Source organism: Nonomuraea sp. NPDC049152 (genome assembly GCF_040648355.1).
GTDB lineage: Bacteria > Actinomycetota > Actinomycetes > Streptosporangiales > Streptosporangiaceae > Nonomuraea.
Window position 1 is genome coordinate 39661 of sequence record NZ_JBEZDO010000021.1, and the last position, 25236, is coordinate 64896.

The window sequence follows — 25236 nt, forward strand, 5'->3', positions numbered from 1 at the left end:
GCTCCCCGCGGTGTTCGGCCTCGCCGTCGCCGCGGAACGTGGAGAGTGGGGCGCGAGCTGGTTCGCCGCCGGCAAGGGACCCGCGTGGCCCGGACGAGGGCGAGCGCGAGGTGATCAGAGCCGGGTCCCGTTACCGCGTGGCGGCGCGCTCGGCGAACACGCCCGGCTCCGCCAGCGGCAACTGCGGGTTCAGGGCCGTCAGCTGACGAAGTTGATGTTGACGGGGTAGCGGTGGTTCTCGCCCCTGTTCGCCGCCATGGCCGCGATGATCTCGAAGGCGAGCGCCGCGATCCACAGCACGAACATCAGCACGAAGCCGATCAGCACGAACGCCAGCACGGTGCAGACGATGTAGCCGATGAACACCGTGATCTGGAAGTTGAGCGCCTGCGCGGACTGGTCGCGGACGTAGGGGGACTCGTCACGCTTGACCAAGTACAGGATCAGCGGGCCGACGAAGCCGGTGAGGATGCCGAGCAGGTGGGCCAGCATCGCCATGTTGGTGTCGTCGCTGCCCGGCCTGGGGCCGTACTGGCCTGGCGTGTACGGCGGGCGCTGGTAGCCGGGAGGACCGTAGCCAGGCTGCGGACCGTAACCCTGCGGGGGCGGGTAGCCCTGCGGAGGCGGGTAGCCCTGAGGAGGTCCATAGCCCTGAGGAGGGCCGTAACCTCCTGAGGAGGGTGGGCCATAACCGCCGGACGGCTGGCCGTAACCCCCTGAGGGCTGGTTGTGGCCCCCAGAGGGCGGCTGGCCCCCGGGCGGCGGGCCGTAGCCCGGTGGTTGCTGCGGGCCCGAGCCCGGCAGGTCGGAACGCTCGACGCGCCTGGTGGCGTCACCATCGGGCGGTTGCGGGAAGTTCTCGCTCATCCTGTCTCCGTCACGAAGTCGATCAGCTCTTCGACCCTGCCGAGCAGCGAAGGCTCGAGGTCGGCATATGTGGACACCGCACCGAGGATCCTGCGCCACGCGTCGGCGGGTTCGAGCCCCCAGCCCAGCGCGGCGATCACGCCCTCCTTCCACGGCAGCCCGCGCGGCACCTGCGGCCACGCGGGAATGCGCAGCACGGAGGGCTTGACCGCCTGCCAGATGTCGACGAAGGGGTGCCCGACGACCAGCACGTGCGGCGAGGTCACCTGAGCGGCGATACGGCTCTCCTTCGAGCCGGGAACCAGATGGTCGACCAGCACGCCGAGCTTGCGCTCAGGCCCTGGACCGAACTCGGACACGATCGAGGGCAGGTCGTCCACGCCCTCCAGGTACTCCACCACTACGCCCTCGACGCGCAGGTCGTGGCCCCAGATCTTCTCCACGAGCGCCGCGTCGTGCACGCCCTCGACGTAGATGCGGCTCTCCCTGGCCACCCGCGCGCGCAGGCCCTCGACGGCGACCGAACCCGAGGCGCTGCGACGCGGACCCGTGGCGGCGGGAGCGGCCGGCCGTACCAGTGTCACGGGCCTGCCGTCCAGCAGGAAGGCGGCGGGCGCCAGCGGGAACAGGCGCCGCTTGCCGAAGCGGTCCTCGAGCGTGACGGCCTCCTTGTCGCAGGCCACCACCGCGCCGCAGAACCCGCTGTCGGCGTCCTCGACGACCAGGTCGCGTTCGGCCGGCACGGTCGGGATCTTCCCCTTACCCGGGCGCCGCCAGTTTCCCGCAAGCACGTCACGCTCGTACATGGGGGGACCGTAGCAAATCGCCGTTCCTGCGCGCGTTGCTCCTGCGCACGAGGATCGCGATCGTCATGATGATCGCGAACAGGATGCCCGCGCCCGGCACGGCCAGCAGCACGACGACGCTGCCGGCGATCTCGGCTGTCGCCGCGGTGACCTGGCGGCCGACGCCGAACAGCGCGTGGGCGTCCTCCTCGATGTCGCAGTAGACCTCGTACTCGCCCTTCTCCGGCACGTCGATCAGCTGGATGAGCTTCCACTCGTTGACGGTCTGCCTGCCGTTCGGCTCTGCCAGGTCGCCGCCGTGGATCTCGCACGAGTAGTGGACGGGCCGCCGGCTCGACAGGAAGAGCCCCGGCTGGTCGGCCGGGTCGATCGGCACCGTGACCGGTTCGCCGGGGGCGAAGGGCCTGGCGGGAACCAGCTCCTGCAGGGTGGAACGCATGCCCGAGGCGAACCCGACGACACCGCTGACCGCCGTCAGTAACGCCAGCACCCAGACCACCGCGATCCACCAGGCACGCGGCCTGATCTGCCTCGGGTCAGGAGGTGGAGCGTAGGCGCCGTACCTCGGGTCCTGCCGGTACGGCGGTCGAACGTCGGTCATGCCCACTATTGTCGACCTGCGGCTTGCAGTCGGCTTGACTCGGTGTGTTATCGCACCTTGTGGGTGAGAGCCGTACACTTGGCACTCGGGAACACAGAGTGCTAGACCTGTCGTTTCCTTCACAGGCAGGGAGGTGAGCACGTGCTCGATGATCGGAAGCTTGCGGTGCTCCGCGCCATTGTCGAGGACTACGTGTCCACCAACGAACCGGTGGGCTCCAAGGCGCTGGCCGAGCGCCACAATCTCAACGTCTCTCCGGCCACGGTCAGGAACGACATGGCCGCGCTGGAGGAGCAGGGCTACATCGCCCAGCCCCACACCAGCGCGGGACGGGTGCCGACGGACAAGGGCTACCGGCTCTTCGTCGACAAGCTCTCGCAGATCAAACCGCTGTCGAGCGCTGAGCGCAGGGCGATCGAGACGTTCCTCGCCGGTGCGGTCGACCTCGACGACGTGGTCACCCGCACGGTCAGATTGCTGGCGCAGCTGACCAGGCAGGTCGCGGTGGTGCAGTACCCGGCGCTCTCGCAGTCGACGGTCCGTCACCTGGAGCTGGTGCCGCTGACCGACAGGCGGGTGATGTTCGTGCTGATCACGAACACCGGCAGGGTCGAGCAGCGGGTCATCGAGCTGCCGGAGACGATCGAGGAGTCGAGGATCGCGCATCTGCGCGCGGTGCTCAACGCCTGCCTCGACGGCTGCGGGCTCAACCAGGTGCCCGACCAGATCTCCGACCTTCCTGAACGGCTGCCCGTCGAGGACCGGCCGGCCGCGGCGACGATCCTGTCGGTGCTGCTGGAGACCCTCGTCGAGCGGCACGACGAGAAGATCGTCTTCGCCGGCGCGGCCAATCTGGCGGGCGCCGACTTCACCACGGGCCTGCGCGACGTGCTCGAGGCGCTGGAGGAGCAGGTCGTGCTGATGCGCCTGCTCGGCGAGACCTCCGACATGCCGACCACGCTCACCGTCAGGATCGGCTCGGAAAACCCCTACACAGGACTGCGTGGCACCTCCCTCGTCGCCACAGGGTACGGTTCGGGGGCCCGCCTCGGCGTGCTCGGTCCCACCCGGATGGACTACCCCGTGACGATGGGCGCTGTGCGCGCGGTGGCACGCTACGTCAGCCAGATCCTGGCTGCTTCATAAGAGGTCGATAAGTGGCAAACGACTACTACGGCACCCTCGGGGTCCGCCGTGACGCCAGTCAGGACGAGATCAAGAAGGCATATCGTCGCCTGGCTCGCGAGCTGCACCCCGACGTGAACCCCGATCCTGCGACGCAGGAGCGCTTCAAGGAGATCACGCAGGCCTACGAGGTCCTGTCCGATCCCAACAAGCGGCAGATGTACGACCTGGGTGCCGACCCCTTCGCGGGGGCGGGCGCGGGCGCCGGAGCCGGCGGATTCGGCGCGGGCTTCCCCTTCAGCGACATCATGGACGCCTTCTTCGGCTCGGCCGGCGGGGCTCGAGGCCCCCGCTCGCGCGCCAGGAGGGGGCGCAACGCCACGATCAGGGTCGAGCTCGACCTGCGTGAGTCGGCGTTCGGCACCACCAGGGAGCTCAACGTCGACACCGCGGTGCTGTGCGAGGTGTGCTCGGGTTCGGGCGCCGCTCCTGGCACGCATCCCGACACCTGTGACATGTGCCAGGGGCGCGGTGAGATCTCCCAGGTCACCAGGTCCTTCCTGGGCCAGGTCATGACCTCGAGGCCGTGCCCGCAGTGCGGCGGGTTCGGCTCGATCATCAGGCACCCCTGCCAGGAGTGCTCGGGCGACGGCAGGGTCCGCACCCGCCGTACGATCAAGGTCCGCATCCCCGCGGGCGTCGAGGACGGCACCCACATCCAGCTCGCCGGCGAGGGCGAGGTCGGCCCCGGCGGCGGCCCTCCTGGAGACCTGTTCCTGGAGATCGTCGAGAAGCCGCACGAGATCTTCGAGCGGCGCGGCGACGACCTCCACTGCACGGTCCAGATCCCGATGACCGCGGCGGCCCTCGGCACGTCGCTGACCGTCCAGACGCTCGACGGCGCGGAGGAGATCGACGTCCGGCCGGGCACACAGTCCGGGCAGGTCATCACGATGTACGGCAGGGGCGTCCAGCGTCTCAACGAGACCGGCCGCGGCGACCTGCTGATCCACGTCAACGTGGAGACGCCCACCCGCCTCGACCAGTCGCAGGAGGACCTGCTGCGCGAGCTGTCCAAGCTGCGCGGCGAGGAGCGCCCGCCGGGCAAGTTCGCCCCCGGCCAGCAAGGGTTCTTCTCCAGGCTGAGAGATGCCTTCAACGGCCGTTAGATCATCTTCTGCTACGGCAGGCCGGCTCGGCCCCACCGCGGTCACGTGGCCGGGGCCCGTCCATCACGCTGCGCCAGCGGGACTCCGGCCGGCCGCCGTCACGTCGCCCGCCTAGGGGGAGGCTGCTGTGACCGTGCCCGTGTTCCTCGCCGACGCCTCGGACTTCGGCCGTGCGGAGTTCGTCCTCGGCGGCGCCGAGGGGCGACACGCCGCGGCCGTGCGGCGCATCCGTCAAGGAGAGCGGGTCGACCTGACCGACGGGGCCGGGTCGGTCGCCGAGTGTGTGGCCGTTGAGGTGCTCAAGGACTCGTTGCGGGTGCAGGTGCTGCGCCGCTTCGAGGTGCCCGCGCCCTCGCCGCGCCTCGTCGTGGTGCAGGGGCTGCCCAAGGGCGACAGGGGCGAGCTGGCCGTCGAGATGATGACCGAGGCGGGCGTGGACGTGATCGTCCCGTGGTCGGCCTCGCGCAGCGTCACGCAGTGGAAGGGCGACAGGGCGGCCAAGTCCCTGGCGAAGTGGCAGGCGACGGCCAGGGAGGCGGGCAAGCAGGCCCGCAGGTTCCACGCCGCCACGGTCACACCCCAGCACTCGACGGCGCAGGTGGCCGAGCTGCTCGCGGACGCGGCGCTGGCGCTGGTGCTGCACGAGGAGGCCGAGGAGGGGCTGGCGACGGTCGAGCTGCCCGCGACGGGCGACATCGTCCTCGTGGTGGGGCCCGAGGGCGGGATCGCGCGGGACGAGCTCGACAGGTTCACGGCGGCGAAGGCCGTACCCACGTTGCTGGGGCCGACGGTGCTGCGGACCTCGACGGCCGGGGTCGCGGCGGCCGCGGTCGTGCAGGCGCGCACGGGACGCTGGTAGCCCTAGGGGCTGGACAGCGGACTGGCGATCTCGCTCGGCGTGGGCGCGGGGTCCTCAGGCGGGCACTGGTCGACGCCGCAGTCGGGATTGTCGGGGTTCTCCACCGTCTCCGACGGGGTGGCCGACGGTGAGGGCGACGGGGTGCCGTCGGCGCACTCCTGCGGCGGCTGCGAGCTGCCCTTCGCGCACGGGGTCGGGGTGGGCGTCGGCGTCGGTGCCTTCTTGCTCGGCGCGTGCGTCTCCGACGTCTCGGTGGGCGGCACGCTGGTCACGGGAGGCGGCGGCACGGCGGGCTGGCTCCGCTTCGTCGGCGGCAGCTTGGAAGGCGGGCGGGTGGTCGAGGAGATGTCAGGCGGCAGTTCGGTGATGTTGTCGACGGGGACCGCGGGGACGATCACCATGTTGCGGAGGTCGGGGACGACCATCACGATCGTCCCTGCCACGAGGACCGCGCCCGCCGCCGCGGCGCCCGCCCGCAACCAGAAGAGTCCCCGTAGCCCGCGCCTTTCGATGCGGGCGCGGATGATCTCCAAACCCTCGGGAGACGGCACGACCGCGTCCGCCTCCGCGCGCAGCACCCGGCGCAGGATCTCGCCGTGCTCGTCGGGCGGCAGGGTCATGACATCTTCTCCAGAACGGAACGCAGGGCGGCCATGCCACGAGCCGTGTGGCTCTTGACGGCACCCTTGCTGATGCCCATGGCATGGGCGATCTCGGCCTCGGACAGGTCACCGTAATAACGAAGAACGAGCGCCTCTCTCTGTCGCGCAGGCAGGGCCCGCAGCGCCTCGATGACCGCCGAGCGCTCAAGCTCGCCGATCGCGCCGTTCTCGGCGCTCGGGGCGTCGGGCAGACCCTTGGGAGCATACTTTTCGACGACCGCGCGGTGACGCAGCACGGAACGGGACCGGTTGACGACAGACTGACGTAGGTAGGCGAGTGCTTTGTCGGGGTCGCGAAGCCTGCGCCAGGCGCCATGGATGGCGACAAACGCGTCCTGCACGACTTCCTCCGCGGTTGCTATGTCGCGTACCAGCAACACAGCGAGACGCACCAATGACCGAAAGTGTGCACTGTAGAGCGCAGTCACGGCCATGTCGGCATCCCACCCGACCGGCACCGCCCCTAACGACCTGTCGGCCAGAAGGGTTTCGGTGGTCACATCAGTGGGACGCTCAGCCTTCCCGGAGGGTTTACGCTCCTGCGGTTCCTTAGGGGGCATGACCCAGTCGTGTCCTCGCCAGGTGGTCTCGCCCGACCCTGAATCGTCTTAGTTTCCGGTGGATTGTCGCACAGACACCCTAACCGCGGGGATCTTTGTACGCACGGTATGACGGATTACCGATTGGCAACAGCGGGTCACCTCCTTTCTCTTGAGTGACGATAGGGTTCCGGCGTGACCGACTGTCTCTTCTGCAAGATCGTGGCCAAGGAGATTCCTGCCGAGATCGTTTACGAGACCGACAGGACGCTGGCCTTTCGCGACATCAATCCGCAGGCGCCCACGCACGTCCTGGTGATCCCGAAGGCTCACCACGCCAACGCGGCCGCGCTGGCCGAGGCCGACGACGGCCTGGCCGACGACGTGCTCAAGGCCACCCATGCCGTGGCCGTGCAGGAGGGCGTGGCCGAAAGCGGCTACCGCGTGGTCTTCAATACGGGAGCCGGCGCGGGCCAGACCGTTTTCCATGTGCACGCGCACGTTCTCGGCGGTCGTGGGCTCAACTGGCCGCCCGGCTGATATTGACGCGAACCAGGTGGGGGTGCCCGGCTACCATGAAGTGAGAACACCCGACCGAGACCGGGAGGCATCAGGCCGGCAGGCCTGCCCATGTCCGAACTAAACGAATCCCGCAGAACGGCACCACCCTCGCGCACTCAGGCAAAGGTGCTGATTCCGGACGAATACCCGATGGTCAGCCTCCTTGGCTCTCGCGACGAGTTGCTGCGCGTCATCGAGGGCGCTTTCCGCGCCGACATCCACGTCCGTGGCAACGAGATCACCGTCACCGGCAGCCCCGACGAGAGCGGCGCGGTCGTGCGCCTGTTCGAGGAGTTGGTGGAGGTGCTGCGCAGCGGCGGCGACCTGACCGCCGACGCCGTCGAGCGCAGCATCGCCATGCTGAAGATGACCTCCGAACGCCCCGCTGAGGTGTTGTCGCTCGACATCCTCTCCTCGCGCGGGCGCACCATCCGGCCCAAGACCGTCAACCAGAAGCGCTACGTCGACGCGATCGACAAGTACACGGTCGTGTTCGGCATCGGCCCCGCCGGCACCGGCAAGACCTATCTCGCCATGGCGAAGGCCGTACGCGCGCTTCAGGAGAAGAAGGTCAACCGGATCATCCTGACCAGGCCCGCCGTGGAGGCGGGGGAGCGGCTCGGCTTCCTGCCGGGCACGCTCTACGAGAAGATCGACCCCTACCTGCGCCCGCTGTACGACGCGCTGCACGACATGCTCGACCCCGAGTCCATCCCCAAGCTGATGGCCGCGGGGACGATCGAGGTCGCGCCGCTGGCGTACATGCGCGGTCGCACGCTCAACGACGCCTTCATCATCCTCGACGAGGCACAGAACTCCTCGGCCGAGCAGATGAAGATGTTCCTGACGCGTCTGGGCTTCAACTCCAAGATCGTCGTGACCGGTGACGTCACCCAGGTCGACCTGCCCAGCGGCACGGTCAGCGGCCTGCGCGTGGTGCAGGAGATCCTCGACGGCATCCCCGACATCCACTTCGCGCGGCTGACCAGCTCCGACGTGGTGCGTCACAAGCTGGTCAGCGACATCGTCGACGCCTACGGGCGCTACGACGCGCTCCAGGAGCCGAAGCAGATCCACCAGCAGCGGCGGGGGAAGCGGCCATGAGCGACTTCGGGGGCTTCACTCGCGTGATCGAGGTGATCGCATGAGTATCGAGGTCAACAACGAGTCCGGGGTCGAGGTCGACGAACAGGGGTTCGCCGCCCTCGCCGGGCACGTGCTGCAGGAGATGGGCATCAACCCCCTGGCCGAGCTGTCGATCCTGGTGGTCGAGGAGGGGCCCATGGCAGACCTGCACGAGAAGTGGATGGGCGAGCCAGGCCCCACCGACGTGCTGTCCTTCCCGATGGACGAGCTGCGCCCCGGCGGTGGCGCGCGGGGCGACGGCGACGGCGCCACCGACCCCGCGCTCCTCGGCGACGTCGTGCTGTGCCCGCAGGTGGCGGCCAAACAAGCCGCCACCGCGGGTCACAGCACGCAGGACGAGCTCGACCTGCTGCTCACCCACGGCATCCTGCACCTGCTCGGCTACGACCACGCCGAGCCGGAGGAGCACAAGGAGATGTTCGGCCTGCAGGCCAAGCTCCTGGAGTCGTGGCGGGAGGTGCGCACCCAGCGGTGAACGCGTGGCTGCCCTCGGCCGTCGTTCTCGTGGTGATCGGCGGTTTGATCGCCAGTGCGGAAACGGCCCTGTCCCGCATTTCCCGGGTGCGTGCGGAGGAGTTCGTGCGTGAAGGACGCAGAGGGGCGGCGCGGCTGCAGGCCGTCGTCGCCGACCCGCCCCGCTACCTCAACCTGCTCCTCCTTCTGAGGCTGAGCTGCGAGCTGGTCGCCACGGTGATCGCCACGCTGCTGTTCATCGACCTGCTCGGCGACCGGGGTTCGGCCTACGCCGCCGCGGCCGCCGTCATGATCGTGGTCAGCTACGTCATCGTCGGCGTCTCGCCGCGCACGCTCGGCCGCCAGCACGCCGAACCCATCGCGCTGGCCAGCGCCCCCATCGTGTACGGCCTGACCAGGATCTTCGGGCCGCTGCCCAAGCTGCTGATCCTGCTGGGCAACGCGCTGACGCCCGGCAAGGGGTTCCGCGACGGGCCCTTCACCTCCGAGGCCGAGCTGCGCGACCTGGTCGACCTGGCCGAGGAGCGCAGGGTGATCGAGCCCGACGAGCGCGAGATGATCCACTCGGTGTTCGAGCTCGGCGACACCCTGGTGCGCGAGGTCATGGTGCCCCGTACCGACATGGTCTTCATCGAACGGGGCAAGACGCTCAACCAGGCGCTCTCGCTGGCGTTGCGCAGCGGCTTCTCCCGCGTGCCCGTGGTCGGTGAGAACGAGGACGACGTCATCGGCATCGCCTACCTCAAGGACATCGCGCGGCGGGTGCAGGAGTCGTCCGACGACGCCGGCGCGAAGGTCGAGTCGATCATGCGGCCGGCCACGTACGTGCCCGAGAGCAAGCCGATCGACCAGCTGCTGCGGGAGATGCAGGCGCGCCAGATCCACCTGGCGATCGTCATCGACGAGTACGGCGGCACGGCGGGCCTGGTCACCATCGAGGACATCCTCGAGGAGATCGTCGGCGAGATCACCGACGAGTACGACCAGGAGGCACCCCGCGTCGAGACCCAGCCCGACGGGGCGATGCGGGTGACGGCCAGGATGCCGGTCGACGAGCTGGCCGAGCTGTTCGGTACCGAGATCGACGTCGACGACGTGGAGACGGTGGGCGGGCTGCTCGCGCACGCGCTGGGGCGGGTGCCGATCGCCGGGTCGGAGGCGGTGGTGGCGGGGCTGCGGCTGACCGCCGAGAGCCTGGCGGGGCGGCGCAACCGGATCGGCACGGTGGTCGTCCGGCGCGTCACGCCGCCCGAGGACGAGGCCGTCGTCGCGGCCGCCGAGCAGGACTGACCCCGGTCATCGCAAGACGGCGCAGACGTCACCAAAGCCGCAAGTGTTCTACAAGCATCTTGCAAGGACCCCCGTCCACGATGTTTCTCGACACCCTGTGCGGTGGGTGTCACAAGGGGGTCTCCGAAGTGCCGGAAGGGGTTCGCGGCGCGGAGGGGCTCCGGGGGGAAACGCGACGCCCGGCCTGCTAACCGCGGCCAGGCGTTGCATTTCGTGCAGGGTGCTCTCGCCCGGGTTGAACCGGGTGAGAGCACCCTCGCTTGTTTGCCGCCTGCTGAAATGGTTTGCGGTAACACGCACTGAATTGGCGACTCCGGTGGATTGCCGTATTCGTCGACGGGGCAGAAATGCCGTCGGCTGAGCGATCATCGGGGGAGATCATGAAGCTGATCATCAGAGTGGCGCTCGCCGCCATGGCCTGCGGGCTGCTGGCGACGAGCCTGGTCGGCTGCGGCGAGCGGCGCCCTTACGCGGAGTCGGCGGCCACCGAGGAGAGCGCCAGGCTGCGGCGGCTCCTGCGCGAGCAGCCCGCCCTGCCCGACGGCTTCTCCGTCAAGACGCGCGAGGCGTGGCACGCGCCGTTCCCCAAGATGGGCCCCAGCTGCATGGCCGCCTTCCAGACGGCGAGCGGACGCCCGCCGGTGCGGTCGCTGGAGGCGCACGCGGCGGCCAGCTACCAGGGTGACGTGCTCGGCGAGGTGGCCGCGGTCGGGGTGGCCGTCTACGGGTCGGCGCAGGCCGGATGGCACCTGGGCGAGCTCGGCAGGGCCATGGACCGCTGCCCCAGGATGGTGGCGGCTCAGCCGGGGAAGGCCACGCGGCTGAGGTCGTCGCCGCTCGTGGTTCCCGACCTGGACGGCGACGTGGTCAGCAGGCAGCTGCGCGGGCGGCTGAACGGCTACCCCTACGCGCTCGACGTGGTGTTCGTCCGCGAAGGCGACAAGCTCCTCTCTGTGGTGCACACGGGCCTGGGCACGGTCGACGTCCACCGGACGGCGGAGCTCGCCAAGACGTTCGTCGAGCTGGCTCGCTAACCTTGGCTCGTGACTCTCGATGCCGAAGACTCCAAGATCATCACGCTGGCGCGCGCGACCAGGGCGCGCAACGGCGCGCGGGAGGGCGCGGCGGTGCGCGACGAGACGGGCCGCACCTACTCCGCGACCAACGTCGCCCTCGCCTCGCTGACGCTGTCGGCCGTGCAGGTGGCCGTGGCCATGGCAGTCTCCAGCGGCGCGCAGTCGCTCGAGGCGGCGGCGCTGGTCACCGAGGGCGAGGGCGCGAGCGAGATCGACGAGGCGGTGGTCCGCGAGCTGGGCGCCAAGGCGCTGTACGTGGCGGGGCCCGACGGCACGCTCAGGAGCTGACATGGCCATGTCGCCGTTCCTCGCCGACCTACGCAAGCTGGTCGGCAACAGCCTGCTGATGCTCCCTGCCGCCACCGGCTGCGTCTTCGACGACGAAGGACGGCTGCTGGTGGCCCGCCACACCGGCGAGAAGAGCATGTGGGCGCCGCCGGGCGGCGGCATCGACCCCGACGAGCGCCCCGAGCACACGGTGGTGCGCGAGCTGCGCGAGGAGCTCGCCGTCGACATCGAGGTGCGCGGCCTGATCGGCGTCTTCGGCGGGCCCGAGTTCCGCACCACCTATCCCAACGGTCACCAGGTGTCCTACGTCAACGCCGTCTACGGCTGTGCGCTCGTCGGCGGCACGATCACGCCCGACGGTGAGGAGATCATCGAGGCCCGCTTCGCCACCGAGGCCGAGCTCGAGGGCCTGTCGATGCCCGCCTGGTCGCCGCGGGTCCTGCCGCAGGCTTTCGCCTGGTGGCGAGAGCGCTGGTCGGCATAGGCGAGAATTCTTAGGTGACCAGTAACCATCGCGCCGGATTCGCCTGCTTCGTCGGCCGCCCCAACGTCGGCAAGTCCACGCTGATGAACGCCCTGGTCGGCACCAAGGTGGCGATCACCTCCTCCAAGCCGCAGACCACCAGGCGCGTCATCAGGGGCATCGTCCACCGCCCCGAGGCGCAGCTGATCATCGTCGACACCCCCGGCCTGCACCGCCCGCGCACGCTGCTCGGCGAGCGGCTCGACAGTCTGGTGCTGTCCACGCTCACCGAGGTCGACGTCATCGGATTCTGCGTGCCCGCCAACGAGCCGATCGGCAAGGGCGACCGCTTCATCGCCGACAAGCTCGCCGCGGTCAAGCGCACGCCGGTCGTGGCCGTGGTCACCAAGTGCGATCTCGCGTCCAGGGAGCAGATCGCCGAGCAGCTGCTGGCGGTGTCGCAGCTGGCCGAGTTCGCGCACGTCGTGCCCGTGTCGGCCGACAACGGCGACAACCTCGACGCGCTGGGCACCGTGCTGATCTCGGAGCTGCCGGAGTCGCCGCCGCTGTACGAGGGCGGGCAGCTCACCGACGAGCCCGAGCAGGTGCTGGTGGGCGAGCTGATCAGGGAGGCGGCGCTCGAAGGCGTGCGCGACGAGCTGCCCCACTCGATCGCCGTCGTGGTCGACGAGATGCTGCCGCGGGAGGGGCGCGACGACCTGCTCGACATCTACGCGCACATGTTCGTCGAGCGTCCATCGCAGAAGGCGATCGTCATCGGGCACAAGGGCGAGCGACTGCGCGAGGTCGGCACCAGGGCCCGCAAGCAGATCGAGGCGCTGCTCGGCACGCGCGTCTACCTCGACCTGCGCATCAGCGTCGCCAAGGACTGGCAGCGCGACCCGAAGCAACTGCGCAGACTGGGCTTCTACGACTGAGGCCGCGCGGGGGCTGTCCGGCCGAGGCCATCCGTGCGCTGCGGGGCTGTCCGGCCGAGGCCATCCGTGTGTGTGGGGGCTTGTCCGATCGAGGGCATCCTGTACGGCACGCCGGGCTCGGCGCCTCCGTCCGCGTGGGGTGCCGTCCGTCGAAGGCGCGCGCCCAGCAGGACTCCGGTCCCCGCCGTCACGGCGCCCGTCGTTGGCCTGGACAGGCCGGCGTGAGGCGCGCGGACGGGTCAATGCGGGGCGCACGGGCGGCGCAGCCCGGGGTGCGCGTGCGGGTCAGCCCGGGGGCGTGAGCGGGTCAGCGCGGGGTGTGCGGGCGGGTCAGGGCGAGCAGTGCCAGGGCGGTGACGGCGAGCGCGGCGGCCAGGGCGGCGAACCAGCCGAGCCGTAGTCCCGGCTCGATCGACAGCACGCCGAGGTCCACCGACACGCGGTCGGCGATGCCGCGCGGGTCGGCCACGTACATCACCAGCAGCACGGCCGCGGCCACGCCGGGCAGCGCGGCGAGCGCGGTCATCAGCCGGCCGCGCAGCAGGCCCGCGACCCCGAGGGCGGCGGCGGCCAGGCCCGCGACGAGCGTGTAGACCCCGAACGGGTCGTCGACGCCGCGCACGTCCTGGCTGACACCCGCCCCCAGCACCTCCAGCCTGGCGTCGATGCCCGCCCACGGGAACAGCGCTGACAGGGCGAGGAGCAGGCCCGCGAGGACCACGGCGACGGCGACGCCGCGCCTGCTGGGGCGTGCGAGAGTGTCGGCCACGCCCTCACGATACGCCGCAAGGGCGTGGGAGACTGATCATGTGAGCGTCCTGGCGAACATCCTGGTGGCGGCCGTCGCGCTGCTTCACGTCTACATCCTGGTTCTGGAGATGTTCCTGTGGACGACGCCGCGGGCGCGGAAGGCCTTCGGTATGACCAGGGAGTTCGCCGAGCAGACGAAGGCCCTGGCGGCTAACCAGGGCCTCTACAACGGCTTCCTCGCGGCGGGGCTGATCTGGAGCCTGGTGGCTGCCGACCCCGTGGGCTTCCAGGCGAAGGTGTTCTTCCTGAGCTGCGTGGCGGTGGCCGGCCTGTACGGCGCGGCCACCGCGAGCAGGAAGATCCTCTTCGTTCAGACCGTTCCGGCGGTCGTGACGCTTGCTGTCGTGCTGATCGGGCGCTGAGCCCGCCTGCGCTCCAGCAGTCCCGAGATCACGGCCAGCGCGAGCGCCGAGCCCGCCATGAGCGCGCCCACCCAGTTGGGGGCGGTGATGCCGAACCCGCCGGAGATGACCAGCCCGCCCAGCCACGCGGCCAGCGCGTTGCCCAGGTTGAAGGCGCCGACGTTGACGGCGGAGGCGAGCGTCGGCGCGCCAGAGGCGAGGTCGAGCACCCGCTTCTGCAGCGGCGGCACGGTCGCGAAGCCCAGCAGGCCGATCAGCACGACGGCGACGGCCGCGGCGATCTGCGAGTAGGCGGCGAAGGTGAACAGCGCGAGCACCACGGCGACCGCCGCGAGCGAGACGTGGAGCAGCGGCATCAGCGCCCGGTCGGCCAGGCGCCCGCCGACCAGGTTGCCGATCACCATGCCGACGCCGAGCAGCACCAGGATCCAGGTGACGCCGGACTCGGCGAAGCCCGCGGCCTCGGTCATCATTGGCGCGATGTAGGTGATCGCGGCGAAGACGCCGCCGAAGCCGAGCACGGTCATGGCCATGGCCAGCAGCACCTGCACGTCGCGGAAGGCGGCCAGCTCCCGGCGGATGAGACCTCGCTCCCCATGGACGAGCTTGTTGGCGGCGGAGGGCGCCTCGTCGGCGGGGATGAGCAGGGCGACGCCGATCACCGCGAGGACGCCGAGCGCGGCGACGGCGGCGAAGGTGAGGCGCCAGCTGGTCTGCTGGCCGAGCAGGGTGCCGAGCGGCACGCCGACGACGTTGGCCAGTGTGAGCCCGGTGAACATCAGCGCGATCGCGCTGGCCCGCTTCTGCGGGGCGACGAGGTTGGCGGCCACCACTGAGCCGATGCCGAAGAAGGCGCCGTGGGCCAGGGAGGTGACGATCCGTCCCGCCAGCATGAGGCCGAAGGCGGGCGCGACCGCCGAGAGCAGGTTGCCCGCGACGAAGATGCCCATGAGGGCCATGAGCATGGTCTTGCGCGAGACGCGGGTGCCCAGGATCGTCATGAGCGGAGCCCCGATGAGGACACCCACGGCGTATCCCGAGGCCAGGTATCCGGCGGTGGGGATGGAGACGCCGTATTCCGCGGCGACCTGGGGCAGCAGCCCCATGATGACGAACTCGGTCGTCCCGATCCCGAAGGCGCCGATGGCGAGGGCCAGGAGTGCGATGGGCATGACAGATCCCCCGACTAGAAGAATGGAACGCGCCCACAATAGTTGCAGACGCCGGATAATGCAAGCGCCTTATATTGCACACGGGAGGTATCCTGGAGTCATGCGGAACCTTCTGGCGCAGAGCTGGTGCACGCTGTCGGCGCTGCACGACAGGATCGACGCGCACATCGAGCGCGCGCTGCAGGCCGCCCATGGTCTGAGCGTGCGCGAGTTCTCGGCGCTGCTGCTGCTCAGCGGGCAGCACCCGGGCGAGGGCGGGCACCTGATGATGAACCAGCTCGCCGACGCCGTCGGGCTCAGCCAGAGCGCCACCACCCGGCTGGTGACCAGGCTGGAGGACCGCGGGCTGCTGTCGCGCTACCTGTGCGCGACCGACCGGCGGGGCATCTACACCGACGTGACGCCCGCGGGGCACGAGCTGCTGGCCAAGGCACAGCCGACCAACGACGCGGCGCTGGCCGAGGCGCTGGACGAGGCGGAGCGCCAGCCGGAGCTGGCGCCGCTGGTGGCCGCCGTGCGCGCCCTCGACTCCAGCTGGCCCCAGGTGCCCACCTCCGCGTGAATCGCGGTACGGCGGCCCGCTTACCAGGCGACCAGGACGTCGGTACGGCGGGCCGGTCTCCAGATGACCGAGATCTCGGTTCGGTGTGATCGGTCTCCAGGCGACCGAGGCCTCGGCTCGGCCTGGCCGGTCTCCAGGTGACCGGCCCTCAACGTGGTGCGGCCGTCACCAGGTGGCCTGGGCCTCGCCCCACTCCAGGCGGCGGCGCAGCTCGACGGCGTCGGCGGCCAGCGCGGAGACCAGGGTGCCCGGCCCGGCCAGCGGGAGGACAGCCACGCCCTCCCCGACGACGGCGTTCCCGCGCGGCGGACCGACACCTTCACGGTGCCCGGGCGGGACTTCCCCACGAGTCAAGAGCAGGGCTTCCCCACGAGCCGGGGGCAGGGCTTCCTCGGAAGGCGGGGCTTCTCCGCGAGCCGGGGGTGGGGCTTTCCCGGAAGGCGGGGCTTCTGCGCCGGCCGGGGGCGGGGCGGAGGGCGGGAGTGGGGGAGCGGCGAGGAACAGGGTGCCGACGCAGCGGGCCGATCCGTAGACGGCGGGGGAGGAGTCGAACGCGGGATCTCCGACGGCGAACTCCTGGCGTAGCAGCGGCCGCCCCTCCACCGTGGCGTCGAACCTGGCGTGACAGCGGCCAGGCGCCTCGCCGTACCGGCCGAAGACGATCTCCTCGCGCCAGCGCACGCGCGCGCCCTCGGCCAGCGAGAGCAGTACTACCATCCGGTGCGAGCAACCGGCGGCCAGGACGGTCGGTTCGGGCGCGAAGGACAGTGTGGCGCCCTCGCCGACCCTCGCCGTGATCACCGAAAGCGACTCGCCCCGGCCCGGCAGCACCAGCGTGCCGGCGATCGAGCCGACCTCCAGGCGGGTGTGGGGGGCGACGTCGAGCTCCAGCTCGAAGCGGTCGCCGCCGAGCGGGCCCGCCGCCGTGGAGACCAGGTGTACGGTGTGCGGCCCGGTCTGGCGCAGCGTGAGCGGCGGGGCCGAGCGCAGCACGGGCAGGATGGTCTGCCCACCGGCCCGGGCGGTCGCCACGACGGCGCGGGCGTGCATGGCCCGCCGGCCGGGCAAGGCGGCGACCATCATCCGACGGGGGCGTGATCGTGCGCCCACTCGTGGACCTGCTCGGCCACCCACGCGGCGACCTCGGCCGCGCCGCCGTCCTGCCTGATGGAGGTGAAGACCACGGGTCTGCCCTCCCGTACGGCGGCCGCGTCGCGCTCCATCACGCCCAGGTCGGCGCCCACGAGGGGAGCGAGGTCGGTCTTGTTGACCACGAGCAGGTCGGCGGCGGTCACTCCAGGACCGCCCTTGCGCGGCACCTTGTCCCCGCCGGAGACGTCCAGGACGAAGATCTGCCTGTCGGCCAGCCCCCTGCTGAACGTCGCCGTCAGGTTGTCGCCTCCGCTCTCCACGATCACCAGGTCGAGCGGCCCGAACCGTTCCTCCAGCGTCTCCACCGCGTCGAGGTTCGCGGCGATGTCGTCGCGGATCGCGGTGTGCGGGCAGCATCCCGTCTCGACGGCGAGGATACGTTCGGGGTCGAGCACGCCCGCCCTGCGCAGGAATTCGGCGTCCTCGGTGGTGTAGATGTCGTTGGTCACCACGCCGAGGCGCAGCCCCGGTCCGAGCGTGCGGCACAGCGCCGCCACCAGTGCGGTCTTCCCGCTGCCCACCGGCCCGCCGATGCCCAGGCGCAGGGCGCGGCCGTGGCCGTCGGGTGCGTGATGGTGGTCCTCGTGGTCGGCGCCCATGCGGGTCCTCTCTGTCGCGGTGTCATGAGACGAACAGACGTTGGCCGGCCTGCGCGTGCCGCTCGGCGAGCAGGTCGAGCGCGGGAGCGGACGGCGCGGGGAGCGGGTCGGCGCGCGCCGCCCTTTCGGCGACGGACTCCAGGTCCGGCGCCAGGCCGGCGAGCAGGCGATGCACCTCGACCGGGTCGAGGCCGAGCAGCCGCACCGCCGCTGTGGCCGGCCCGGACACCGCGTGGTAGGCCGCCGCCGTGGCGGCGTCCTCGGGTGGCACGCCCGCCGCGTGCGCCGCCGCGCCGAGGGCGACGGGATGGTGCGGGTGCGGTACGGCCAGCGCCAGCGCCTCCAGCGGCTGCGACGGCCAGATCCGTCTGGCCACCCGGAGCAGGAGCCTGCCCTGGTGCCTGGCCGCGTCCCGCTGGGCAGGCGAGGCGGTGACCGCGTCGGCCTCGGCATCGAGCTCGGCCCAGCTCAACGGGTCACCTGGCACGCCCGCCGTGCCGTCCGCGGGGCCGGCGCCCGCTGTTCCGTCCGCGGGGCCGGCGCCCGCCGTACGGCATGCGGCGGCGGTCAGGGCCGCTGCGACCAGGCCCGTCGTGCGCAGGCGGCCCACGAGGAAGGCGCGCAGGGACGCCACGTCGTGCACGGCCCCCGTCCTGACGGCCTGTTCCGTGCCTCCGGAGTGCGCGTGACCACCGGCGGGCAGCCGCGAGTCGGCCAGGAGCAGGAGGGCGGCGGCGTTCATCAGAACAGGAAGTAGCGCTGCGCCATGGGCAACTCCACGGCCGGCGCGGGCTCGATCAGCTCTCCGTCGACCCGCACCTCGAAGGTGTCGGGCGACACCTCGATCCTGGGCAGCGCGTCGTTGAGCGGCATGGCGTCCTTGCCGCGCCGCCGTACGTCGGCGACGGGGACCAGGCGGCGGCCCACATTCAGCCGGTCGGCCAGGCGGGCCTCCAGTGCGAGAGGGGAGACGAAGTGCACGGAGGTGGCGGCGGCCGTCACGGGGGCGGCGCCGAACATCGGCCTGGGCATGACCGGCTGTGGCGTGGGGATGGAGGCGTTGGCGTCGCCCATCTGCGCCCACGCGACGACGCCGCCCTTGAGCACGAGCGTCGGCTTCACCCCGAAGAAGGCGGGGTCCCACAGCACGAGGTCGGCGAGCTTGCCCACCTCGACCGAGCCGACCTCCGCCTCCAGCCCGTGCGCGATGGCGGGGCAGATCGTGTACTTGGCGACGTAGCGGCGGGCGCGAAGGTTGTCGTCCATGCCGCCGCGGCGCCCCTTCATGACGTGCGCGGTCTGCCAGGTACGGATGATCGTCTCGCCGACGCGGCCCATCGCCTGGGAGTCCGAGCCGATCATCGAGATCGCGCCCATGTCGTGCAGGACGTCCTCGGCGGCCATGGTGGACGGCCTGATCCGCGACTCGGCGAAGGCGAGGTCCTCGGGGATCGACGGGCTCAGGTGGTGGCAGACCATGAGCATGTCGAGGTGCTCGTCGAGCGTGTTGACGGTGTGCGGCCTGGTCGGGTTCGTGGAGGAGGGCAGGACGTTGCGATGGGCGGCCACGCGGATGATGTCGGGCGCGTGCCCGCCGCCCGCGCCCTCGGTGTGGTAGGCGTGGATCATCCGGTCGCCGATGGCCTTCAGCGTCGACTCGACGAACCCGGCCTCGTTGAGCGTGTCGGTGTGGATCGTCACCTGCACGCCCGTCGCGTCGGCGACCGTCAGGCAGGCGTCGATCGCGGCCGGCGTGGTGCCCCAGTCCTCGTGCAGCTTGAAGCCGGACGCGCCGGCGCGCAGCTGTTCGAGCAGGCCCTCCGAGCTGACCGTGTTGCCCTTGCCGAGCAGCGCGATGTTGATCGGGAAGGAGTCGAGCGACTCCAGCAGGTGGCGCAGGTACCAGGCGCCGGTGACCGTGGTGGCCTTGCTGCCCTCGACGGGGCCCGTGCCGCCGCCGACGATGGTGGTGACGCCCGAGCCGATCGCCTCGGTGAGGATCTGCGGGCAGATCAGGTGGACGTGGGAGTCGACGGCACCGGCGGTGAGGATCTTGCCGTTGCCGGCGAGGATCTCCGTCGAGGGGCCGATGACGATGTCGACGCCGTCCATGGTGTCGGGGTTGCCCGCCTTGCCGATGGCGGCGATCCGGCCGTCCCTGACCGAGACGTCGGCCTTGATCACGCCCCAGTGGTCGAGGATGACGGCGCCGGTGATGACCAGGTCGGCGGCGCCCTCCGCGCGGGTGGCGCGGGACTGGCCCATCGACTCGCGGATCACCTTGCCGCCGCCGAACACCGCCTCGTCCCCGGCGCCCGCGGGGCCCAGGGAGCGGTCCTCGGTGACCTCGATGAACAGGTCGGTGTCGGCGAGCCTGATCCTGTCGCCCGTGGTAGGGCCGTACAGCGCCGCGTAGCGGGCGCGGGAGAGCTCAGGCATCGAGCGGCCCCGCCCACTCGGGACGCAGCCCTGCCACGATCCGCCGCCCCGCCAGCGGGACCAGCGTCACGTCGCGTTCGACACCCGGCTCGAACCTGATCGCGGTGCCGGAGGGAACGTCGAGCCGCATGCCCCATGCCGCCTTCCTGTCGAAGTCCAGGCCGGGGTTCGCGGCGGAGAAGTGGTAGTGCGAGCCGACCTGGATCGGGCGGTCGGCGGTGTTGACCACGCGCACGGTCAGCCGGTCCCTGCCGGGGTTCAGCGGGACGCCGCCCGCCGGGTGCTCGTACTCGCCGGGGATCACGGGATCGGCCTGTGCACGGTGACGAGCTTGGTGCCGTCCGGGAAGGTGGCCTCGACCTGCACCGAGTCGAGCATCTCCGGCACGCCGTCCATGACGTCGGAGCGGGCCAGCACCTGCCGGCCCGCCTGCATCAGATCGGCGACGGTGCGTCCGTCTCTTGCCCCTTCCATCAGGAACGACGCGATGAGCGCCGTGGCCTCGGGGTGGTTGAGCCGCAGGCCTCTGGCCCGCCGGTCGCGCGCGACCCCGGCGGCGACATGGATGAGCAGGCGTTCCTGCTCGTGTGGGGTAAGCCGCATGGCCGGACATTAGAAACGCGCGGTTTCCTGAGCGTTGCGCGACCGTGTCGGGCAGGTTTCCGGCTACTCGAGTGTGAAAACCGTCACCACCGCCGCGTGGTCGGAGGTCCAGGCGTTGTCCTTGTGGCCGGGGATCGGCGCGGGAGTGCCCTCGACGACCGCGGCCGAGCTCCGGACGCGCAGGCCGCCCTTGTAGTGGATGAAGTCGATGCGGTCCTGCGGCTCAGGCTCGCCCTTGTGGGAGTCGTGCCCGTAGCCGCCGGTGAACGTGGTGTAGATCGGCGACCAGGTGGTGCCGGGCTCGGCCACGGGGTCGGGGTGGGCGACGCGGAAGGAGTCCTGCAGCCCGGCCCGCTCGGGGACGACGGAGGTGGGCCACGCCACCGAGTCGTAGCCGCACTTCTTCGCGGCGGGCGTCCAGTCGAGGTGGGACGGGGCGTTGAAGTCACCCATGAGCAGGACGGGGGTGCGCCTGGACGCGGCCAGGTCGCCCTGCATCGCCTTGATGACGCCCTCGATCTGCGCGGTACGGCCGGACTCGGCCTCCCTGGCCATGAGCCTGTCGACCGGGTACTTGCCGAAGCACGCGTCGTAGGGGCCGTAGGGGGTGTAGCCGAGGTGGACGTTCCACAGCGCCACCTCGCCGCCCCGCCGGTCGTCGACCCTGACCTTCACGTTGGAGGCGGGCAGTCCCGACTCCGACGGCAGCGGGCCGCGCGAGGTGATCGGGTAGCGGCTGATGACCCCGACGTCGGGGCCGGCCTGGTGGTAGTCCCAGCCGAGCGCCTCGCCCAGGTCCCTGGCCGAGCCGCCCTCGCTCTCCTGCACGCCCACCACGTCGATGTCGTGGTCGAGCAGGAACTTCAGCTGCTTCTCCCTGCCGCCGCGCACCTGGGTGCCGCCGTGCCACAGGTTCCAGCTGAGCGCTTTCAGCTCGGGCACGAGTGGCGCGCCAGGCGGCCTGACCTGCACGCTGACCTGGGTGGTTGCGGTCTCGCCCGCGGCGTTGGCGGCCTCGACGGTGGCGGTGACGGTCTTGGCCGAGGCGGAGGCGGGCGGGGCGCCGGTGATGGCGCCGTCCTGGCCGACGTCGAGCCAGCCGGGCCCGCTGACCTTGCGGAAGCCGGTCGCCTCCCCCCTGACCAGGCCGTGGACGGTCGCGCTGTAGGGGCTTCCCGCGCGGGCGTTGCGCAGCGGGATCGACCCGGTGACGAAGTGAAGGGGTTCGCTGCTCACGATCCTCAGCTTGGCGGGATCGGCCAGCCACTGGTAGCCGTCCTTGGCCAGCGCGTAGGCGACGTAGTTGCCCGGCTCGAGACCGTCGGTGTCGAGAGAGGCCGTGCCGCTGCCCTGCGGAACGTAGACCCACTTCAGCGAGGGGCCGACGTACTTCTGGTCGACAGGGCCGTTGCCGGGGTCGGTGTAGAGGCCGATCCAGTTCTTCGGGTCGGGCGCGGGGGTGGAGTAGCGGAGCTGGATGGGGTCGCCCGCCTTCACGGAGGCGGAGACGGGGGTCAGCGTGCCGTCTGGGGCGGCCGCGGTGAGGGAGACGGCGGCCAGGAGGGAGGCCGCGATGGAGAGAGTCCTGCGCATGGAGGAAGCATCCATGACCAGAGTAAAGCCCAGATGTACGCAAATTGACCAGACTCCCTTGCCTCCACCGGGACAAGTGTGCACAGCTTGTCTGAACAAGCCCTGGTAGTTGTGTTCCGGCGCCGCGAACGGGCCGAGCGGAGAGGAGGTCAGCCGTCTGACCGGATACCTTGGGGACATGTCCGTCACCCGCCGCGCCTTTCTCGCCATGGCGGCGGGGCTGGCCGGGGGCTGTGCGGCCGGCACCGACGAGACGGCCAGGCTGCGCTTCGCCACCGGACCCGTCGGCGGCCCCTACGAGGTGCTGGGCGACCGGCTCGCCACCGAGCTGCGCCGGCGTGGCTTCGGCGTCACGGTGCTGAGGACCGCCGCCAGCATCGAGAACCTCGCGATGCTCGCGGACGGCAGGGCCGACCTGGGCCTGTCGCTGGCCGACAGCGCCGACGAGGCGGTCCGGGTGCGCCACGAACCCGTCTCCGCGCTGGCCAGGATGTACATGAACTACGTCCACCTGGTCGTCCGCAAGGACTCGGGCATCACGCGGATTCAGGACCTGGCGGGCCGGGCGGTCTCGACGGGCGCGGACGGCTCGGGCACCGCGTTCACCGCTGAGCGCGTGCTGGCCAAGGCCGCGCTCAAGGAGCGCGCCCGGACCTCGCGGCTCGGCCTGGACGAGTCGCTCAGGGCGCTGGCCGTCGGCGGCGTCGACGCCTTCTTCTGGTCGGGCGGCGTGCCCACGCCCGCACTGGCCACCAGCGCGCTCCCGATCAGGCTGCTGCCGCTCGACTCGCTGGTCGGGCCGCTGCGCAGGCAGTACGGCCCGCTCTACGAGAGCGCGATCGTCCCGGCGGAGGAGTATGCCCAGCCGGGCCCCGTGCCGACCGTCGGCACCCCCAGCTACCTGGTGTGCAGGACCGGGCTCGCCGACGAGATCGCCTTCTCCGTCACCGAGACCCTCTTCGCCAGCCGCGACAGGCTCGAAGCCCCGGACGCGCCCGGCGGGCGGCTCGACAAGCGCTACGCGATCGGCACGGGCGCCGTCTCCCTGCACGAGGGCGCCGCCCGCTACTACAGGTCCGTGTACGGCTGAGCCGGCCGCAGCTCCACCACCAGCCCCCGCGGCTCGTTCGCCTCCAGCGCCAGCGTGGCCCCGCACGCCCTGGCCAGCTCGGCCGCGATGGCCAGGCCGAGCCCGCTGCCCGGCACGTTCGCGTGCGCGCCGGCCCGCCAGAACCTGCCGAGCGCCTGCGCCCGCTCCTCCTCCGGCAGTCCTGGGCCGTCGTCGGCGATGCGCAGCACGCCGTCCCTCAGTGTGACGGTGACGGAGCCCCCCGGCGGGACGAACTTCTGCGCGTTGTCCAGCGCGATGTCGGCCACCCTGGCGGCCGCCTCGGGCACCGCGGCGTCGTCCTGCCCCAGATCGACGTCGAGTCTGAGGTCCTTGGCCGTGTAGACCTCCCGCCAGCCCGCCAGCCGCGGGCCCAGCGGGGTGACCGCGTCGAGCCGCAGGGACACCGCGCCCGCCTCGACCCTGGCCAGCGCGAGCAGGTCCTCCACGAGGCCCGCCAGCCGGTCCACCTCGGTCAGCGCCTCCTCGAACTCCATCGAGCCCTCGTCCTTGAGGTGCGGCTCCAGGTTCTCCAGCCGCAGCGACAGCACGGTGAGCGGGGTGCGCAGCTCGTGCGAGGCGTCGGCGACGAAGGCCCGCTGGCGGTCGAGCGTCGTGGAGACCGCGTCGGCCATCGCGTTGAACCGCTCCTCGAGCCGCCGCAGCTCGGTGGGGCCCACCCCCGGGTGGGCGCGGGCGTCGAGATGACCCTCGGCGATCGCCTGCGTGGTGCGGTCGAGCTCGGTGACGGGCCGCAGGATCCACCTCGCCAGCCCCCTGGCGGCCAGCACCGAGTAGCCGAGCGCCACCAGCGCGCCGAGCGCGAGCCCCGCCCACACCAGCGACACGTCGGCGCGCGCCTGCGTGGTGGGCGCGCGCAGCAGCACCACGCCCGACAGCTGCGCGTCGCGGCCCGCGGGTTCGGCGATGAGCACCTGGTCCGGCCCGAACGGGCTGATCGTCGGCAGGTCCTCTGTCGTCTGACCCGACAGCGCAAGGCGGACCGCGGCCGAGGTGTCGGCGCTCATGCCGCCCGCGTCGACCAGGCTCGTGCCGTCGCGGTTCTTGACCTGTACGGCGGCGCCGTACAGGTCGGCGTAGCGGATGACCTCCGCCGTCAGCGCCGTCCTGTCGCCCTCGCGCGCAGCCTGGTCGGCCAGCTCGGCGAAACGGGTGGCGTCGGCGCGGCGGTCGAGCAGCAGCCGGTTGGTGCGGTGCGAGGCGTAGGCCATCCCCAGAGGGACGGCGAGCGCCGCGATCATCAACACGATCAGCGTGGTGAACGTGACGACCAGGCGGTGTCTCACTGCCCGCCCAGCCGGTAGCCGGTGCCCCGCAGGGTTTCGACCAGGCCGGGCCGACCGGTCTTGGACCGCAGGCCTGCGACGTGGACGTCGAGCGAGCGGGACGCCGACAGCAGCGGGTCGCCCCACACCTCGTCGAGGATCTCCTCGCGGCTGCGCACCACGCCGGGCTGTCTGGCCAGCAGCGCGAGCACGTCGAACTCTCGCCTGGTCAGGGTCACCGGCTCGCCGCCCACGCTCACCTGGCGGGTCTCCAGGTCGATCCGCACATCGCCGACCGTGACCACGTCGTCCCTGGCCCGCATGGGGCGGGTGCCGCGGCGCACGACGGCCTCCATGCGGGCCATGAGCTCGGCCGTACGGAACGGCTTGACCAGGTAGTCGTCGGCGCCGGAGCGCAGGCCGCGCAGGATCTCGCGCTCGTCCGTGCGGGCGGTGACCACGATGATCGGCACTGCGGAGACCCGGCGGACGCGGCGCAGCGCCTCCAGCCCGTCCATGTCGGGCAGGCCGAGGTCGAGCAGGACGAAGTCGACGCCCCCCGCCAGGCGGAGGGCGTCGACCGCGAGCCCCGCGCGCACGATCTGGTGACCGTGCCTCGACAGGGCCGTGGTCAGGGCGGCCGCGAGCCGGTCGTCGTCTTCGACCAGGAGCACTCGCATGTCACT

General features: G+C 71.2%; 30 protein-coding genes. 14 read left to right on the forward strand and 16 right to left on the reverse strand.

The window, feature by feature from the left end:
* Positions 1-198: 198 nt before the first annotated feature.
* Genes AB0B45_RS32405 through AB0B45_RS32415 form a run of 3 tightly spaced genes read right to left on the reverse strand, consistent with a single transcriptional unit; the run spans position 199 to position 2274 of the window.
* Positions 199-867 carry a DUF4870 domain-containing protein gene (locus AB0B45_RS32405; RefSeq protein ID WP_358138346.1) on the reverse strand — a complete coding sequence of 223 codons (669 nt, stop codon included), beginning with the start codon at positions 865-867 and terminating at the stop codon, positions 199-201.
* Complete coding sequence (locus tag AB0B45_RS32410; protein ID WP_358138347.1) at positions 864-1673, reverse strand: DUF3097 domain-containing protein; 810 nt, start codon at positions 1671-1673, stop codon at positions 864-866. The genes AB0B45_RS32405 and AB0B45_RS32410 overlap by 4 nt, the downstream gene beginning before the upstream one ends.
* Positions 1660-2274: a hypothetical protein gene (locus AB0B45_RS32415; RefSeq protein WP_358138349.1), complete on the reverse strand. Its 615-nt coding sequence runs from the start codon at positions 2272-2274 to the stop codon at positions 1660-1662. The genes AB0B45_RS32410 and AB0B45_RS32415 overlap by 14 nt, the downstream gene beginning before the upstream one ends.
* 141 nt (positions 2275-2415) lie before the next feature.
* On the opposite strand from AB0B45_RS32415, the gene hrcA reads away from it, so the two are divergent.
* From hrcA to AB0B45_RS32430, 3 genes are all read left to right on the forward strand, one after another.
* Entirely contained in the window at positions 2416-3420 is a 1005-nt protein-coding gene (gene hrcA / locus AB0B45_RS32420; RefSeq protein WP_358138351.1) for a heat-inducible transcriptional repressor HrcA, read from the forward strand.
* Positions 3421-3431: 11 nt separating this feature from the next.
* Complete coding sequence (gene dnaJ / locus AB0B45_RS32425; RefSeq protein ID WP_358138353.1) at positions 3432-4568, forward strand: molecular chaperone DnaJ; 1137 nt, start codon at positions 3432-3434, stop codon at positions 4566-4568.
* Between the two features lie 127 nt (positions 4569-4695).
* Positions 4696-5427 carry a 16S rRNA (uracil(1498)-N(3))-methyltransferase gene (locus AB0B45_RS32430; protein WP_358138355.1) on the forward strand — a complete coding sequence of 244 codons (732 nt, stop codon included), beginning with the start codon at positions 4696-4698 and terminating at the stop codon, positions 5425-5427.
* Between the two features lie 2 nt (positions 5428-5429).
* Here AB0B45_RS32430 and AB0B45_RS32435 read toward each other — a convergent pair whose 3' ends face one another.
* Together AB0B45_RS32435 and AB0B45_RS32440 are read right to left on the reverse strand one after the other, a co-directional pair.
* The gene (locus tag AB0B45_RS32435) at positions 5430-6047 is read right to left on the reverse strand and encodes a hypothetical protein (protein ID WP_358138357.1); all 618 of its coding nucleotides are present in this window, start codon (positions 6045-6047) and stop codon (positions 5430-5432) included.
* The gene (locus AB0B45_RS32440; protein WP_183660508.1) at positions 6044-6523 is read right to left on the reverse strand and encodes a SigE family RNA polymerase sigma factor; all 480 of its coding nucleotides are present in this window, start codon (positions 6521-6523) and stop codon (positions 6044-6046) included. The genes AB0B45_RS32435 and AB0B45_RS32440 overlap by 4 nt, the downstream gene beginning before the upstream one ends.
* Before the next feature lie 300 nt (positions 6524-6823).
* Between AB0B45_RS32440 and AB0B45_RS32445 the strand changes: the two genes are divergently transcribed.
* The 8 genes from AB0B45_RS32445 (at position 6824) to era (ending at position 12864) form a co-directional block, all read left to right on the forward strand.
* Positions 6824-7168 (forward strand): histidine triad nucleotide-binding protein, encoded by a 345-nt coding sequence (locus tag AB0B45_RS32445; protein ID WP_358138359.1) that lies wholly within the window; start codon positions 6824-6826, stop codon positions 7166-7168.
* Between the two features lie 90 nt (positions 7169-7258).
* A complete protein-coding gene (locus AB0B45_RS32450) occupies positions 7259-8293 on the forward strand; it encodes a PhoH family protein (protein ID WP_358138361.1) in 1035 nt (344 codons plus the stop codon).
* A 40-nt stretch (positions 8294-8333) separates the two neighbouring features.
* Positions 8334-8810, forward strand: coding sequence for an rRNA maturation RNase YbeY (gene ybeY, locus AB0B45_RS32455; RefSeq protein ID WP_358138363.1), 477 nt, complete (start codon positions 8334-8336; stop codon positions 8808-8810).
* Positions 8807-10099 carry a hemolysin family protein gene (locus tag AB0B45_RS32460; RefSeq protein WP_358138365.1) on the forward strand — a complete coding sequence of 431 codons (1293 nt, stop codon included), beginning with the start codon at positions 8807-8809 and terminating at the stop codon, positions 10097-10099. Before ybeY ends, AB0B45_RS32460 begins: the two co-directional genes overlap by 4 nt.
* Before the next feature lie 380 nt (positions 10100-10479).
* Entirely contained in the window at positions 10480-11133 is a 654-nt protein-coding gene (locus tag AB0B45_RS32465) for a hypothetical protein (RefSeq protein WP_358138367.1), read from the forward strand.
* Between the two features lie 9 nt (positions 11134-11142).
* On the forward strand, positions 11143-11463 hold the full coding sequence (locus AB0B45_RS32470) for a cytidine deaminase (protein ID WP_358138369.1): 321 nt from the start codon (positions 11143-11145) through the stop codon (positions 11461-11463).
* Between the two features lies 1 nt (position 11464).
* Positions 11465-11947 (forward strand): NUDIX domain-containing protein, encoded by a 483-nt coding sequence (locus tag AB0B45_RS32475; RefSeq protein ID WP_358138371.1) that lies wholly within the window; start codon positions 11465-11467, stop codon positions 11945-11947.
* Between the two features lie 14 nt (positions 11948-11961).
* Entirely contained in the window at positions 11962-12864 is a 903-nt protein-coding gene (gene era / locus AB0B45_RS32480; RefSeq protein WP_358138373.1) for a GTPase Era, read from the forward strand.
* A 307-nt stretch (positions 12865-13171) separates the two neighbouring features.
* On the opposite strand, the gene AB0B45_RS32485 is transcribed toward era, so the two are convergent.
* The gene (locus AB0B45_RS32485) at positions 13172-13633 is read right to left on the reverse strand and encodes a hypothetical protein (RefSeq protein ID WP_358138375.1); all 462 of its coding nucleotides are present in this window, start codon (positions 13631-13633) and stop codon (positions 13172-13174) included.
* Positions 13634-13673: 40 nt separating this feature from the next.
* On the opposite strand from AB0B45_RS32485, the gene AB0B45_RS32490 reads away from it, so the two are divergent.
* Positions 13674-14036 (forward strand): DUF1304 domain-containing protein, encoded by a 363-nt coding sequence (locus AB0B45_RS32490; RefSeq protein WP_358138377.1) that lies wholly within the window; start codon positions 13674-13676, stop codon positions 14034-14036.
* On the opposite strand, the gene AB0B45_RS32495 is transcribed toward AB0B45_RS32490, so the two are convergent.
* Complete coding sequence (locus AB0B45_RS32495; RefSeq protein ID WP_358138379.1) at positions 13985-15208, reverse strand: MFS transporter; 1224 nt, start codon at positions 15206-15208, stop codon at positions 13985-13987. The genes AB0B45_RS32490 and AB0B45_RS32495 overlap by 52 nt on opposite strands.
* A gap of 100 nt (positions 15209-15308) precedes the next feature.
* Here AB0B45_RS32495 and AB0B45_RS32500 point away from each other — a divergent pair, with 100 nt between their 5' ends.
* On the forward strand, positions 15309-15770 hold the full coding sequence (locus AB0B45_RS32500) for a MarR family transcriptional regulator (RefSeq protein WP_358138381.1): 462 nt from the start codon (positions 15309-15311) through the stop codon (positions 15768-15770).
* Positions 15771-15935: 165 nt separating this feature from the next.
* On the opposite strand, the gene AB0B45_RS32505 is transcribed toward AB0B45_RS32500, so the two are convergent.
* The 7 genes from AB0B45_RS32505 to AB0B45_RS32535 form a co-directional block, all read right to left on the reverse strand.
* Positions 15936-16853, reverse strand: a complete 918-nt coding sequence (locus AB0B45_RS32505) for an urease accessory protein UreD (protein WP_358138382.1) — start codon at positions 16851-16853, stop codon at positions 15936-15938.
* Positions 16850-17521 (reverse strand): urease accessory protein UreG, encoded by a 672-nt coding sequence (ureG, locus tag AB0B45_RS32510; protein WP_358138384.1) that lies wholly within the window; start codon positions 17519-17521, stop codon positions 16850-16852. Before ureG ends, AB0B45_RS32505 begins: the two co-directional genes overlap by 4 nt.
* Before the next feature lie 22 nt (positions 17522-17543).
* Complete coding sequence (locus tag AB0B45_RS32515; RefSeq protein ID WP_358138386.1) at positions 17544-18263, reverse strand: urease accessory UreF family protein; 720 nt, start codon at positions 18261-18263, stop codon at positions 17544-17546.
* Positions 18263-19960 (reverse strand): urease subunit alpha, encoded by a 1698-nt coding sequence (locus AB0B45_RS32520; RefSeq protein ID WP_358138388.1) that lies wholly within the window; start codon positions 19958-19960, stop codon positions 18263-18265. The genes AB0B45_RS32515 and AB0B45_RS32520 overlap by 1 nt, the downstream gene beginning before the upstream one ends.
* A complete protein-coding gene (locus AB0B45_RS32525) occupies positions 19953-20264 on the reverse strand; it encodes an urease subunit beta (RefSeq protein ID WP_358138390.1) in 312 nt (103 codons plus the stop codon). Before AB0B45_RS32525 ends, AB0B45_RS32520 begins: the two co-directional genes overlap by 8 nt.
* Positions 20261-20563: an urease subunit gamma gene (locus AB0B45_RS32530; RefSeq protein ID WP_358138392.1), complete on the reverse strand. Its 303-nt coding sequence runs from the start codon at positions 20561-20563 to the stop codon at positions 20261-20263. The genes AB0B45_RS32525 and AB0B45_RS32530 overlap by 4 nt, the downstream gene beginning before the upstream one ends.
* A gap of 63 nt (positions 20564-20626) precedes the next feature.
* Positions 20627-22156 (reverse strand): endonuclease/exonuclease/phosphatase family protein, encoded by a 1530-nt coding sequence (locus tag AB0B45_RS32535; RefSeq protein WP_358138394.1) that lies wholly within the window; start codon positions 22154-22156, stop codon positions 20627-20629.
* 178 nt (positions 22157-22334) lie between these two features.
* On the opposite strand from AB0B45_RS32535, the gene AB0B45_RS32540 reads away from it, so the two are divergent.
* Complete coding sequence (locus AB0B45_RS32540) at positions 22335-23246, forward strand: TAXI family TRAP transporter solute-binding subunit (RefSeq protein ID WP_358138396.1); 912 nt, start codon at positions 22335-22337, stop codon at positions 23244-23246.
* Here the strand turns inward: AB0B45_RS32540 and AB0B45_RS32545 are convergent.
* Both AB0B45_RS32545 and AB0B45_RS32550 read right to left on the reverse strand, forming a co-directional pair.
* Positions 23225-24571 carry a HAMP domain-containing sensor histidine kinase gene (locus tag AB0B45_RS32545; RefSeq protein ID WP_358138398.1) on the reverse strand — a complete coding sequence of 449 codons (1347 nt, stop codon included), beginning with the start codon at positions 24569-24571 and terminating at the stop codon, positions 23225-23227. The two genes, AB0B45_RS32540 and AB0B45_RS32545, sit on opposite strands and share 22 nt — an antisense overlap.
* Positions 24568-25230, reverse strand: a complete 663-nt coding sequence (locus AB0B45_RS32550; protein ID WP_358138400.1) for a response regulator transcription factor — start codon at positions 25228-25230, stop codon at positions 24568-24570. The genes AB0B45_RS32545 and AB0B45_RS32550 overlap by 4 nt, the downstream gene beginning before the upstream one ends.
* Positions 25231-25236: the final 6 nt, after the last annotated feature.

Coding starts and splice junctions, on each gene's coding strand:
- AB0B45_RS32405 (WP_358138346.1), bottom strand. CDS start 867: ATGAGCGAGAACTTCCCGCAACCGCCCGATGGTGACGCCACCAGGCGC.
- AB0B45_RS32410 (WP_358138347.1), bottom strand. CDS start 1,673: ATGTACGAGCGTGACGTGCTTGCGGGAAACTGGCGGCGCCCGGGTAAG.
- AB0B45_RS32415 (WP_358138349.1), bottom strand. CDS start 2,274: ATGACCGACGTTCGACCGCCGTACCGGCAGGACCCGAGGTACGGCGCC.
- AB0B45_RS32435 (WP_358138357.1), bottom strand. CDS start 6,047: ATGACCCTGCCGCCCGACGAGCACGGCGAGATCCTGCGCCGGGTGCTG.
- AB0B45_RS32440 (WP_183660508.1), bottom strand. CDS start 6,523: ATGGCCGTGACTGCGCTCTACAGTGCACACTTTCGGTCATTGGTGCGT.
- AB0B45_RS32450 (WP_358138361.1), top strand. CDS start 7,259: ATGTCCGAACTAAACGAATCCCGCAGAACGGCACCACCCTCGCGCACT.
- ybeY (WP_358138363.1), top strand. CDS start 8,334: ATGAGTATCGAGGTCAACAACGAGTCCGGGGTCGAGGTCGACGAACAG.
- AB0B45_RS32465 (WP_358138367.1), top strand. CDS start 10,480: ATGAAGCTGATCATCAGAGTGGCGCTCGCCGCCATGGCCTGCGGGCTG.
- AB0B45_RS32475 (WP_358138371.1), top strand. CDS start 11,465: ATGGCCATGTCGCCGTTCCTCGCCGACCTACGCAAGCTGGTCGGCAAC.
- AB0B45_RS32495 (WP_358138379.1), bottom strand. CDS start 15,208: ATGCCCATCGCACTCCTGGCCCTCGCCATCGGCGCCTTCGGGATCGGG.
- AB0B45_RS32500 (WP_358138381.1), top strand. CDS start 15,309: ATGCGGAACCTTCTGGCGCAGAGCTGGTGCACGCTGTCGGCGCTGCAC.
- AB0B45_RS32505 (WP_358138382.1), bottom strand. CDS start 16,853: ATGATGGTCGCCGCCTTGCCCGGCCGGCGGGCCATGCACGCCCGCGCC.
- ureG (WP_358138384.1), bottom strand. CDS start 17,521: ATGGGCGCCGACCACGAGGACCACCATCACGCACCCGACGGCCACGGC.
- AB0B45_RS32515 (WP_358138386.1), bottom strand. CDS start 18,263: ATGAACGCCGCCGCCCTCCTGCTCCTGGCCGACTCGCGGCTGCCCGCC.
- AB0B45_RS32520 (WP_358138388.1), bottom strand. CDS start 19,960: ATGCCTGAGCTCTCCCGCGCCCGCTACGCGGCGCTGTACGGCCCTACC.
- AB0B45_RS32530 (WP_358138392.1), bottom strand. CDS start 20,563: ATGCGGCTTACCCCACACGAGCAGGAACGCCTGCTCATCCATGTCGCC.
- AB0B45_RS32535 (WP_358138394.1), bottom strand. CDS start 22,156: ATGCGCAGGACTCTCTCCATCGCGGCCTCCCTCCTGGCCGCCGTCTCC.
- AB0B45_RS32540 (WP_358138396.1), top strand. CDS start 22,335: ATGTCCGTCACCCGCCGCGCCTTTCTCGCCATGGCGGCGGGGCTGGCC.
- AB0B45_RS32550 (WP_358138400.1), bottom strand. CDS start 25,230: ATGCGAGTGCTCCTGGTCGAAGACGACGACCGGCTCGCGGCCGCCCTG.